We start from the raw sequence: 12,193 nt of genomic DNA on the forward strand, positions 1-12,193 counted from the left end.
GAAGAATTTTAATCTTAGTTTAAGGAGAAGACATGTCTGAACGTGGACTTTTAATTGTTTTTTCAGGGCCTTCTGGTGTCGGAAAAGGAACTGTTCGTCAGGAGATTTTTTCAACACCTGACCACAAATTTGAATACTCGGTATCGATGACCACACGTGCTCAACGTCCTGGTGAAGTTGATGGAAAGGATTATTTCTTCCGTTCGCGTGAGGAATTCGAAGAGCTTATTCGTAATGGTCAAATGTTGGAATATGCTGAGTATGTGGGCAACTACTACGGAACACCCTTGACCTATGTCAATGAAACCTTGGATAAAGGGATTGATGTTTTCCTTGAAATCGAGGTTCAAGGGGCCCTACAGGTTAAGAAAAAGGTTCCAGATGCTGTCTTTATCTTTTTGACACCACCAGATTTGAACGAACTTGAAGAACGTTTAGTTGGCCGTGGAACGGATTCTGAAGAAGTTATTGCCCAACGTATTGAACGTGCGCGTGAAGAGATTGCTCTCATGAGCGAATACGATTATGCCATTGTCAATGATGAGGTGCCTTTGGCTGCCGAGCGTGTGAAGCGTGTTATTGAAGCGGAACACTTCCGAGTTGACCGTGTGATTGGTCATTATCGTAATATGATTTCAGACAAGAAATTATCAGATAAATAAATTAGAAATAGGTATAGAATTATGATGTTGAAACCCTCTATTGATAAACTTTTGGATAAAGTGCCTTCAAAATATTCATTAGTTATTTTGCAAGCAAAACGTGCCCATGAATTGGCAGCTGGTGCTGAACCTACTCAAGAATTTTCGGCTGTAAAATCTACGCTTCAAGCCCTTGAAGAAATTGAATCTGGTAATGTCACTATCCACCCAGATCCAGAAGCTAAACGTGAATTGGCACGTTTGAAAGTTATCCAAGCGCGTCTTGCTGCTGAGGAAGAAGAACGTAAAATCAAAGAACAAATCGCTAAAGAAAAAGAAGAAGGCGATAAAATCTAAAATCAAAGTCTTGCTTTGGTTTACAAGGATAGGAGGAGCTGAGGCATAGTGTCTCAGCTTCCTTCTTTATGATGAATATCACTAGCTCAGGATTTCTGGAGCTTAGGAAATCGCTGGTCCAAAGGTGAAGAGAGGAGATATATGGTGTTAGTTGCACAAATAATTGTAGATGTTCCTCTGATGCAGACGGACAGGCCTTATAGTTACCTTGTACCCGAATCCATGCAGGGGCAAATTGCCATCGGCATGAGGATTCATGTGCCTTTTGGTAAAGGAAATCGTCTCTTGCAAGGGTTTGTTATTGGCTTTGGAGAGCAAGAAAATGTAAGAAAGCTGCCAGACTTGAAGTCAATTGCGGAACTTTTGGATTATGAACCAGTCCTTAATCAGGATCAGCTGGATTTGGCTGACCAAATGCGACACACGGTTTTTTCCTATAAGATTTCCATCTTGAAGTCTATGCTTCCGGGTCTCCTTAATTCACAGTATGACAAAGTTATCATGGCAACTGATAAACTGAGCGAAGAGGAGAGGGACATTTTTCTTCAGGGGCGAGATCATATTCTCTTCTCCCAATTGTCGAAGGAACAAGGTCAAGCTATTCCGCGTCTGGTGGAATCTGGTCGCGTAACGGTTGATTACATTGCTAAGGATAAACAAAATATAAAAACGGAGAAGCATTATAGTGTTCAAAGGGGCATTTTAGAGACTTTGGATATTTCGCAACGAGCCAAGAAACGGATGGAGCTGCGCGACTTCTTGTTAGAAAAGAATGAGTCTGGAAAGTTGGTAGACCTGCACAAACTTTTTTCTCGAGATGTGGTGAAGTTTTTCATTCGGACTGGAGCTCTATCTATCACTGAAGTTGAGGTCAATCGTGCTGATAGCTACTTTGAAAAGGTAGAGAAGACGGATTTTCTAGAGCTTAATACTCAGCAGGCATATGCTGTTGAAGTAATGACAGGTCAGATTGGTCATGGTGGGAAGCCGTTCTTGTTGGAAGGAGTGACGGGGTCAGGTAAGACTGAGGTTTACCTACATCTCATTGAGAGAACCTTGGCTATGGGGAAAACGGCTATTGTCTTGGTTCCAGAAATTTCTCTGACGCCACAAATGACCAATCGTTTTATCTCCCGTTTTGGTGACTTAGTAGCAATCATGCATTCAGGTTTGTCAGACGGTGAGAAATTTGACGAGTGGCGTAAGGTTAGGTCTGGTCAGGCCAAGGTTGTCGTAGGAGCGCGTTCGGCTATCTTTGCTCCTTTGGAAAATATTGGGGCTATCATTATCGATGAGGAGCATGAGGCTACTTATAAACAAGAGTCCAATCCTCGTTACCATGCTAGAGATGTGGCCTTGCTTAGGGCTAAGAGTCATGGAGCTGTGCTTGTACTTGGGTCAGCTACGCCTTCTATTGAGTCGCGAGCGAGGGCTCAGAAAGGGGTCTACCATTTTCTTGAGTTGACGGAGAGGGCCAATCCTAAGGCTAAAATTCCGCAGGTGGAAGTGGTGGACTTTAAGGACTTTGTAGGTCGACAAGAGGCGAGTGATTTTACGCCCCCTCTCTTAGAGAAAATCCGAGAACGCTTGGCACGTAAGGAACAAGTCGTGCTAATGTTGAACCGTCGTGGCTATTCCTCTTTTGTCATGTGTCGTGACTGTGGCTATGTGGATGATTGTCCGAACTGTGATATTTCACTGACTTTGCATATGGATACTAAGACCATGAATTGTCACTATTGTGATTTTCAAAAAGCTATTCCTCATGTTTGTCCCAACTGTCAGAGTCGCCAGATTCGCTATTATGGGACTGGAACACAGAAGGCTTATGATCAATTGACGGAACTTTTGCCAGAAGCCAGAGTGATTCGTATGGATGTTGATACTACACGTAAAAAAGGCGCTCACGAGAAGCTCCTAGAGACTTTTGGAAGTGGCCAGGCTGATATTCTGCTAGGAACCCAAATGATTGCCAAGGGCTTGGATTTTCCCAATGTTACCTTGGTAGGGGTCTTAAATGCGGATACGTCGCTAAATTTGCCAGATTTTCGTTCGGCTGAGCGTACCTTCCAGCTTTTGACACAAGTGGCTGGTCGTGCTGGTCGTGCTGACAAGGAAGGGGAAGTTATTATTCAAACCTATAATCCTAGTCATTATGCCATTCGTTTTGCACAGCAACAGGATTATGAGGGATTCTATGCCTATGAGATGGCGATTCGACGTCAGTTGGCCTACCCGCCATATTTTTATACGGTAGGGATCACTCTTTCCCACAAGGATGAAGAGTTTGTAATCCGTAAGAGCTATGATGTCATGGCTTATTTAAGAGAACACTTGTCGGACAAGGTGACTTTCTTGGGACCAACACCAAAACCTATTGCCCGAACACATAACCTTTATCATTATCAGATTATTATCAAATATCGTTTTGAGGATAGCTTGGAAGAGACGCTTAATAAGATCCTCGATATGACTCAGGAACCTGAAAATAAGGATCTGCGTTTGATTATCGACCATGAGCCTCAGAATTTTACCTAATTTAGAAAAGGAAGAATATGACAAAAATAGTATTTATGGGAACGCCGGCCTTTTCAGCGACAGTGCTGGAGGGACTTTTGACAGATGAGCGTTACGACATTGTCGCTGTTGTCACACAGCCAGATCGTGCTGTCGGCCGTAAAAAAGAAATCCGCATGACACCGGTCAAGGAAGTAGCCTTGGCGCATGACTTGCCAATCTATCAACCTGAAAAGTTGTCAGGTTCTGAGGAAATGGCACAACTTATGTCACTTGGTGCTGATGGGATTGTTACTGCGGCTTATGGACAATTTTTGCCAAGTAAGTTGCTTGATAGCATGGATTTTGCGGTGAATGTTCACGCATCGCTCTTGCCAAAATATCGTGGTGGTGCACCTATCCATTATGCCATTATCAATGGTGATGCAGAAGCAGGTGTGACAATTATGGAAATGGTCAAGGAAATGGACGCTGGTGACATGGTCAGCCAAAAGGCCTTGCCAATTCTGGACCAAGATAATGTCGGTACTATGTTTGAAAAATTGGCAGTTTTGGGTCGTGACCTATTGCTTGAAACCTTGCCTGCCTACATTGCTGGAGAAATCAAACCTGTTCCTCAAGATGTCAGCCAGGTAACGTTTTCACCAAACATTAGCCCAGAAGAGGAACGCCTTGATTGGAATAAGTCGGCTCGTGACATCTTTAATCAAATTCGTGGCATGTACCCATGGCCTGTGGCACATACTTTGCTTGATGGTAAACGTTTCAAAATTTATGAAGGAGACTTAGTAGAAGGGCAAGGACAGGCTGGTCATATTATCGAAAAAACTAAGAAGAGTTTGGTCGTTGCGACTGGTCAGGGGGCTATTTCACTTAAGAGTGTTCAGCCTGCAGGTAAACCTCGTATGGCTATTGCTGATTTCCTTAATGGAGTTGGTCGCAATCTTGAAGTAGGTGATGCATTTGGCCAATGATTGGAAAAAAACAGCCCGTGGACAGGCACTTGAAGTCTTAGAAGAAGTCTTCCAAGAAGGGGCTTACTCAAATATTGCTCTCAATGCACATCTGAGCAAGTCATATTTGACTGATAAAGACAAGGCCTTGGTGACGGAAATTGTTTATGGGACCGTAGCTCGTAAGATTACTTTGGAGTGGATTTTAGCCCATGTCATCGAGGACCGAGATAAGCTTGAACCTTGGGTCTACGACCTCTTGCTTTTGAGTCTATACCAGTTGGCCTATTTAGATAAGATTCCAGCCCATGCGGTGGTTAACGATGCCGTTTCTATTGCCAAAAATCGTGGCAATAAAAAAGGAGCCGAGAAGCTGGTGAATGCAGTTCTTCGTAAACTATCTATCCAGCCATTGCCAGATCCAAGCGAGATTAAACGTGTCAATAAACGCTATTCTGTTCAATATTCCCTACCTGTATGGTTGGTGAAAAAGCTTATTGACCAGTATGGGGAAAAGCGAGCCCTTGCTATTTTTCAAAGTCTCTTTGTTAGAAATAAGGCTAGTGTGCGTGTAACGGATGCGTCACGTTTGGAAGAGATTGCGGAGGCCACTGGAGCAGAGCGTTCAGATTTGTCACCAGTCGGGCTTGTTAAATCTTCGGGTTATTTTGCTGGGACTGATTATTTTAAAGAGGGCTTATTGACCATTCAGGATGAGACTAGTCAGCTAGTTGCACCAACTTTAGGAATTCAAGGTATGGAAGAAATTCTGGATGCTTGTGCAGCACCTGGTGGTAAGACGGTACATATGGCCTCTTATTTGACGAGTGGACATGTGACGGCGCTTGACCTCTATGATCATAAGCTTGTCCTTATCGAAGAAAACGCACAGCGTCTTGGTCTAGCTGATAAGGTTAAGACTCAGAAACTGGATGCTAGTCAGGTGCATCAAGTCTTTCCGACTGATAGTTTTGACAAGATTTTAGTGGATGCTCCTTGCTCAGGGATTGGTCTTATTCGTCGAAAACCAGACATCAAATACAATAAGGATCTCCAAGACTTTGAATCCCTCAAGTCTGTGCAATTGGATATCTTATCCAGTGTTTGTCAAACCCTACGAAAAGGTGGTATAATAACCTATAGTACTTGCACCATCATAGCAGAAGAAAATCAAGAGGTGATTCAAGCCTTTCTTGAGAGCCATCCTGATTTTGAGCAAGTTGCCTTGGATCATCCATGCAAGGACATCGTGGTCAATGGCTGTTTGGCTATTACCCCCGAACAGTATCTAACTGATGGTTTTTTTATCGCTCAGTTGCGTAAGAAGGTCTAGGGTTACAGAGGAGGAAACACTGACGCAAGTCAGAAAGAAAATTATGGAAATATCATTATTAACAGACATTGGCCAAAAACGGTCAAACAATCAAGATTTTGTTAATAAATTTGTCAACAAGGCTGGTGTTACACTTGTCATTGTTGCAGATGGAATGGGTGGACACCGTGCTGGAAATATTGCCAGTGAGATGTCAGTAACTGACCTTGGTCGTGACTGGATTAACACTGATCTACGTGAGTTGAGCCATATTCGTGATTGGATGATTGCTGCCATCGATGAAGAAAATCGTAAAATCTATGAGCTTGGTCAAAATGAAGAATATAAAGGAATGGGAACAACTATCGAGGTTCTTGCCTTAGTTGATAATGCTGTGATTTTCGCTCATGTTGGGGATTCACGTATTTCCCTTATCCGTAATGGTGAGTATAAGCAATTAACGAACGATCACTCCTTGGTTAATGCTCTTATCAAGGCTGGTCAGTTGACAGAAGAAGAAGCAGCAGTTCACCCACAACGTAATATTATTACGCAATCTATAGGGCAAGCTGCTCCAGTTGAAGCAGATCTTGGTGTTCAACAATTGGAACCGGGAGATTATATTTTGGCCAATTCAGATGGATTGACTAATATGATTTCAATTGAACAGATTATTCATATTGTTAACAGTCCTGGTTTCGTCGAAGAAAAAACCAGTCGTTTAGTTGCCGCTGCCAATGAGGCCGGTGGTTATGATAATATTACCGTTGCTCTCATCAAAGTAGAAAGTGAGGAAGGATAATGATCCAAGTTGGCAAATTGTTTGCTGGACGTTATCGAATCCTTAAGTCTATCGGACGTGGCGGTATGGCGGATGTTTATCTGGCTAACGACCTGATTCTGGATAATGAAAGTGTAGCTATTAAGGTGCTACGTACCAATTATCAAACTGATCAGGTTGCTGTGGCGCGTTTCCAGCGTGAAGCGCGTGCCATGGCTGAGCTTAGCCATCCGAATATCGTTGCGATTCGAGATATTGGTGAAGAAGACGGTCAGCAGTTCTTGGTGATGGAGTATGTGGACGGTTCGGACTTGAAGAGATTCATTCAAGACCATGCTCCGTTGTCTAACCAAGATGTTGTGCGTATTATGGGGGAAGTCCTTTCCGCCATGACTCTTGCCCACCAAAAGGGCATTATTCACCGTGACCTTAAGCCACAGAATGTTCTATTAACTAAGGATGGTAGAGCTAAGGTTACAGACTTTGGTATCGCAGTAGCATTTGCTGAAACCAGTCTGACACAAACTAACTCAATGTTGGGGTCAGTCCATTATTTGTCACCAGAACAGGCACGTGGTTCTAAAGCCACTATCCAAAGTGATATCTATGCTATGGGGATTATGCTCTTCGAAATGTTGACAGGGCATATTCCTTTTGATGGCGATAGTGCAGTAACCATTGCACTTCAACATTTCCAAAAGCCCCTGCCATCGATTTTGGCTGAGAACCGTAATGTTCCTCAAGCGTTAGAAAATGTTGTTATTAGAGCAACTGCTAAAAAGCTTGAAAATCGTTACAATAGCACTTTGGAAATGAGTCGCGACCTAGTAACTAGTTTACATCCTAGTCATAGTCGTGATTCTAAAGTAGTTTTTGATGACATGATGGATACTAAGACCCTGCCAAAGGTTGATTCAGTTCCATCAGTAGGTCCTGAGAAAAAGGTTTCTCCTAAACCATCAGAGCCAACACCGGCTCCAAGCAAACAACCGAGGGAAAAAGCTTCTCTAGCTAAAAAGAAGAAAAATCTCTTTTCAACTCTACTCAAGGTTTTCCTAGGCTTAGTCTTTATAGGAATTATCATTTTTGCCTATCTTGTTTTTACCAATCCTGACAATGTTCAGGTGCCAAATGTTGTAGGTCAAGAGTTGTCAACAGCTCAGACGAAACTTGAAAGTGCAGGCTTTAAAGTTGGCGATGTTAATGAAGTCGAGAATGATTCAGTCGATAAGGGCAAAGTTATCAAGACCGACCCTACAGCTGGGACAACGCGTAAAGAGGGAACAAGCATTGATGTCTATGTTTCTTCTGGTAGCAAAGGTTTCACTCTGAAAAATTACAAGGGGAAAAATTATAAGGATGCCATTGAGGATTTAACTTCGAATTATGGGGTTTCCGAGGATCAAATTGATATTCAACATGTTGAAGACGATGATGCTAAAGAAGGTGAAATCCTATCTCAAAGTCCGGAGAAAAATAAGTCCTTCAATCCTAAAGATAGTAAGGCAAAAATCAAGTTCCGTGTGGCAACTCCTAAGACCATAACTATGCCTGATGTGACTGGTTTAACTGTCTCGACAGCAGTCCAAACCTTGAATCGTAAAGATATTTCAAGTAGCAGTATTGAGTATCACGACTATAATACTGGTGTTAAGTTGGATAAGAGTAAGGTACCTAGTAATACAGAGGTACTTTATCAAGACCCACAAGTTGGTACTGCCGTTGATGGTACAGTGATTCTCTATGTTTCAGTTGTAACTGAGAGTTCAAGCATTCAACAGTCAAGCTCAGCAAGTACGACACATTCGTCGTCATCTACAAGTTCTAGTTCTGAAAGTACAGCTTCTAGTACCGAAACAGCTACTGAAGCTACCCACACAGAGCAATAATAAGTTTTGAAATCTTAGATATAAGAGAAAGAGAGGTTTTTTACCTCTCTTTTTGATTCAATTGCTTGGGGATTTTAATGTGGTTGCTTGTCAGGAATGGCAGTTACTTTTATAATGAACGCGTCACATAGAGGAGAGGCGCAATGAGAAACCGTAGAAAACTGAAAAAGGTATATTATTAGCTACGATATTGTCATGACGGTTCTATCCCTTCTTTCCATAGGGAGAGTGATTTTTGATTTGGTTGGGTTGATTACTATTGGGAGACACTCTTTTCTATTTATTAATCAGACCATTACCCTTATACTTTGCTTTAGATTATATTATTTGTTTCTCCTTGGCACTTCGGAAGCGGATTTTTGTTAAAACGCATGTCTTGGACTTGTTGGCTATTGTCTCTTACAATGAAGTATTCACCTTCCTTTGTTTTTCAAGGGGGGCCGCTTTGCTCGTTTGGTAAAAATCTCATGTCTAATTGGTCTAAGTAGTAAACTTAAGCATAATTCAAATCGTATTAATCGTAGGAATGGTTTTTACTTTTTGCCTTCGGTTAATAGTATTATCATCCTTATCAGTAGTGCTATTATCGCCCTTGTGGAGCATCATAATTTTATAGATACTATTTGGTGGTCTGTGGAAACAATTATCACAGTAGGTTACGGGGAAAGTGTCCCTAAAACCATCGTAGGTAAGGTGATTGCTGTTGTGCTCATGTTTAGTGGAATTACTACTCTGGGGTTGTTGACTAACTCTCTTAATAATATTTTTGTACGTTCAGGTCGCCAAACTGAACGAAAATTAGCTGAGTTTGAGAAGGAGTTGGCTGAACAACGTGCCATTCTTGAGGAAATCAGAAGTACGGTGCTTGCTATGAGTAGGAAAATGGATAAGAACGACGACTAGGTTTTCTGTAGATTAAAGATTGTGCTTCCTATAATGGAGGTACTTTTTTGCCCCTATCTCCCATAGCCAGTAAGCTCTCGAACTAGGCCTTTTTGTCAATTAGTCCAAAATTTGATAGAATGAACCCTGTATACTTTTATTTGAGAGGTCCTTATGACCAAATTTAATTTTTTCTTAGTGGTGGAGGCTCTTCTTTTAACTCTAGGCTTAATCACCATCTTTAATAATGATATTACCAGTTTTATTTTCATACTGGTTTTGACCTTGTTGGCAGTTCGCTTTTTTAACAAGGAGTCCAAGAGCGACTTTGTCTTGACAATCTGCTTGATTTCACTTTTTCTGGTTTCCATGTGGAATATCTATGTGGTTCTTGCTATCTTAGTGGGTGTGGCCTATGTCATGATTAACCATTTTTCACAGGTTAAGAAAAAGAATCGCTATGCTCTCATTCAATTTAAGGAAGACGACTTGAATCCACAGGCTGTGCGAAATCAGTGGATTGGGACTCGTATGGAACCTGTCAGTGATCGCTATGACTTTGATGATATTAATATTATCCGTTTCTTTGGGACAGATGTGATTGATTTGACCCAGGTTATCGTTTCGGGTCGAGAAAATGTCGTCATTTTACAGAAACTTTATGGGCCAACGACAATCTTGGTACCAATTGATGTTTCTGTAAAGCTGAATATATCAGCTATCTATAGCTCTGTGACCTTCTTTAATGAAGATGAATACGACCTCCGTTACGAAAGATTGACCTTGCAGGGAGCGGAGTATGAGCATGCCCATCGCACGGTTAAATTGATTCTCAATGTGGGAGCTGGACCAGTGGAGGTACGTCGTAAATGAAGAAACAGTACCTATTTTTAATCCTAACTTATTCAGTTGTTGTTTTAATTGGGGTTACCCTTGTGGTTATGGATAGCTTTAACCTAAACTTTTCGCTGGTTTTCGGTAGTATTTCTCAGGCATTTCACTTCTTTTTTAACATGTTTTTTGTGGTTCTGAGTTTGCTCATTTTACTATATATTCTTTGGGCCATTGCTAATGATAATAGTATGCGTTCGGTCAATCAGGACTTGCGTCGTATTATCAATAACCAGCCAGTCAAACGTCAGGGAGATATTGAGTTGGACAAGAATATGATGCGTCTATCTCATAAAATGCGTAAATTGACCAAGGATCTGCAAAAGACGGAAAATGCTCAGGCTTTGCAAAGTCGTGATATTCTTAAGAAAGAGCGAGGCCGCATTGCTCGAGATCTTCACGATACCGTTAGCCAGGAGCTTTTTGCAGCTAGTATGATCCTATCTGGTGTCTCTCAGATGGTGGGCCAACTAAGTAAGGAAGATTTACATAATCAGATTCAGGCAGTCGAGGCCATGCTGACAGATGCTCAAAATGATATGCGTGTCTTGCTTTTGCACCTTCGTCCGACAGAGCTTGAGAACAAGACCTTACAAGAAGGCTTGCAGATGATTCTTAAGGAATTAACCGATAAATCCAATATCCGTGTTGTCTACAAGGATATGGTTAAGAAAGTGCCCAAACGTATTGAAAATAATCTCTTTAGGATTGCCCAAGAGTTTATCTCTAATACCCTTAAGCACGCCAAGGCCAGCCAAATAGAGGTTTACCTCTATCAAAATAGTCAGGAAATTCAGTTAAAAATGCTAGATAATGGTGTTGGTTATGATTTGAATGCCTCGACTGACGAGATGAGTTATGGGCTAAAAAACATCCAAGAGCGTGTTGATGAAATGGCGGGGACTGTGCAGTTCCTATCAGCTAAAGGTAAAGGGACGTCTATTGATGTTCGTGTGCCAATATTAAGAGGAGAAGACAATGTCGAATAAGATTAATGTGATTTTGGTAGATGACCATGAAATGGTTCGTTTAGGCCTTAAGAGTTTCTTGAATCTCCAAGGAGATGTAGAAGTGGTGGGAGAGGCAGGAAATGGTCGTGATGGTATCGATCTTGCCCTGGAGTTGCGTCCAGACGTTGTTGTTATGGATCTTGTTATGCCTGAGTTAGATGGTGTTCAGGCGACTTTGGAATTGCTCAAAGAATGGCCTGAAGCTAAGATTTTAGTTTTGACCAGCTATTTGGACAATGAAAAAATTTATCCAGTCATAGAAGCTGGCGCCAAAGGCTATATGCTTAAAACGAGCAGTGCAACAGAGATTCTAAATAGTATCCGAAAGGTTTACCGTGGAGAAGAAGCTATCGAAACTGAGGTGGACAATAAGATTAAATACCACGATAGTCACCCGGACTTACATGATGATTTGACCGCGCGTGAACGTGATATCTTAGCCCTCTTAGCTAAAGGCTATGACAATCAAACCATTGCTAACGAACTGTTTATTTCTTTAAAAACCGTCAAGACCCATGTGTCTAATATCCTTGGGAAATTAAATGTTGATGACCGTACTCAGGCTGTAGTTTATGCCTTTAGACATCATCTGGTTTCACAGGATGATGAATAAATCTATTTTAGGAGTTGGAAAAGGTTAATTATGGCTGTGCAAATTATCTCTTATTTTTCGAGTCAAAGTGTTTGACTTTATTTCTAGCAACATATATAATTAAATCATCCTAAAACTTTTCTTTTTTCGTATGAGGTTGCTTCAACCTCGAATCATCAATCTAAGGTCACTTAGATGATGAAATCTCCTAACACTTAGCAATCGGTTATGCCGATTGTTTTTTTGAAAAAAAGTTAAGAAAAGTATTGACAGCCTCCTGATTTTTCTGTAAAATAATAAGAGTCTTTTGGGGTATAGCCAAGCGGTAAGGCAAGGGACTTTGACTCCCTCATGCGTTGGTTCGAATC

11 protein-coding genes are annotated in these 12,193 nt (G+C 41.5%); all 11 read left to right on the forward strand.

Annotated elements, in window-relative coordinates; all coding sequences use genetic code 11:
• Positions 1-32: 32 nt before the first annotated feature.
• Positions 33-662: a guanylate kinase gene (gene gmk, locus ADF62_RS03765; RefSeq protein ID WP_003094729.1), complete on the forward strand. Its 630-nt coding sequence runs from the start codon at positions 33-35 to the stop codon at positions 660-662.
• A gap of 21 nt (positions 663-683) precedes the next feature.
• Positions 684-998: a DNA-directed RNA polymerase subunit omega gene (gene rpoZ, locus ADF62_RS03770; protein WP_003093276.1), complete on the forward strand. Its 315-nt coding sequence runs from the start codon at positions 684-686 to the stop codon at positions 996-998.
• Positions 999-1,139: 141 nt separating this feature from the next.
• Positions 1,140-3,536 (forward strand): primosomal protein N', encoded by a 2,397-nt coding sequence (locus ADF62_RS03775; protein WP_048788120.1) that lies wholly within the window; start codon positions 1,140-1,142, stop codon positions 3,534-3,536.
• Between the two features lie 17 nt (positions 3,537-3,553).
• Positions 3,554-4,489 (forward strand): methionyl-tRNA formyltransferase, encoded by a 936-nt coding sequence (gene fmt / locus ADF62_RS03780; RefSeq protein ID WP_048788121.1) that lies wholly within the window; start codon positions 3,554-3,556, stop codon positions 4,487-4,489.
• Positions 4,479-5,801: a 16S rRNA (cytosine(967)-C(5))-methyltransferase RsmB gene (rsmB, locus tag ADF62_RS03785; protein ID WP_048788126.1), complete on the forward strand. Its 1,323-nt coding sequence runs from the start codon at positions 4,479-4,481 to the stop codon at positions 5,799-5,801. Before fmt ends, rsmB begins: the two co-directional genes overlap by 11 nt.
• A 43-nt stretch (positions 5,802-5,844) precedes the next feature.
• Positions 5,845-6,582: a Stp1/IreP family PP2C-type Ser/Thr phosphatase gene (locus ADF62_RS03790; protein ID WP_003094327.1), complete on the forward strand. Its 738-nt coding sequence runs from the start codon at positions 5,845-5,847 to the stop codon at positions 6,580-6,582.
• Positions 6,582-8,450 carry a Stk1 family PASTA domain-containing Ser/Thr kinase gene (gene pknB / locus ADF62_RS03795; RefSeq protein WP_048788122.1) on the forward strand — a complete coding sequence of 623 codons (1,869 nt, stop codon included), beginning with the start codon at positions 6,582-6,584 and terminating at the stop codon, positions 8,448-8,450. The genes ADF62_RS03790 and pknB overlap by 1 nt, the downstream gene beginning before the upstream one ends.
• Before the next feature lie 540 nt (positions 8,451-8,990).
• The gene (locus tag ADF62_RS11375; RefSeq protein WP_239664985.1) at positions 8,991-9,353 is read left to right on the forward strand and encodes a potassium channel family protein; all 363 of its coding nucleotides are present in this window, start codon (positions 8,991-8,993) and stop codon (positions 9,351-9,353) included.
• A 153-nt stretch (positions 9,354-9,506) separates the two neighbouring features.
• Positions 9,507-10,205, forward strand: coding sequence for a cell wall-active antibiotics response protein LiaF (gene liaF, locus ADF62_RS03805; protein WP_003096617.1), 699 nt, complete (start codon positions 9,507-9,509; stop codon positions 10,203-10,205).
• Positions 10,202-11,212 carry a sensor histidine kinase gene (locus ADF62_RS03810; RefSeq protein ID WP_048788123.1) on the forward strand — a complete coding sequence of 337 codons (1,011 nt, stop codon included), beginning with the start codon at positions 10,202-10,204 and terminating at the stop codon, positions 11,210-11,212. Before liaF ends, ADF62_RS03810 begins: the two co-directional genes overlap by 4 nt.
• Positions 11,202-11,846, forward strand: coding sequence for a response regulator transcription factor (locus ADF62_RS03815; protein WP_003094523.1), 645 nt, complete (start codon positions 11,202-11,204; stop codon positions 11,844-11,846). The genes ADF62_RS03810 and ADF62_RS03815 overlap by 11 nt, the downstream gene beginning before the upstream one ends.
• Positions 11,847-12,193: the final 347 nt, after the last annotated feature.

The organism is Streptococcus sp. 1004_SSPC (assembly GCF_001069025.1).
Taxonomy (GTDB): domain Bacteria; phylum Bacillota; class Bacilli; order Lactobacillales; family Streptococcaceae; genus Streptococcus; species Streptococcus vestibularis.

Excerpts from the sequence above, each read along its gene's own strand:
- gmk (WP_003094729.1), top strand. The coding sequence starts at position 33 with ATGTCTGAACGTGGACTTTTAATTGTTTTTTCAGGGCCTTCTGGTGTC.
- rpoZ (WP_003093276.1), top strand. The coding sequence starts at position 684 with ATGATGTTGAAACCCTCTATTGATAAACTTTTGGATAAAGTGCCTTCA.
- ADF62_RS03775 (WP_048788120.1), top strand. The coding sequence starts at position 1,140 with ATGGTGTTAGTTGCACAAATAATTGTAGATGTTCCTCTGATGCAGACG.
- fmt (WP_048788121.1), top strand. The coding sequence starts at position 3,554 with ATGACAAAAATAGTATTTATGGGAACGCCGGCCTTTTCAGCGACAGTG.
- ADF62_RS03790 (WP_003094327.1), top strand. The coding sequence starts at position 5,845 with ATGGAAATATCATTATTAACAGACATTGGCCAAAAACGGTCAAACAAT.
- pknB (WP_048788122.1), top strand. The coding sequence starts at position 6,582 with ATGATCCAAGTTGGCAAATTGTTTGCTGGACGTTATCGAATCCTTAAG.
- liaF (WP_003096617.1), top strand. The coding sequence starts at position 9,507 with ATGACCAAATTTAATTTTTTCTTAGTGGTGGAGGCTCTTCTTTTAACT.
- ADF62_RS03810 (WP_048788123.1), top strand. The coding sequence starts at position 10,202 with ATGAAGAAACAGTACCTATTTTTAATCCTAACTTATTCAGTTGTTGTT.
- ADF62_RS03815 (WP_003094523.1), top strand. The coding sequence starts at position 11,202 with ATGTCGAATAAGATTAATGTGATTTTGGTAGATGACCATGAAATGGTT.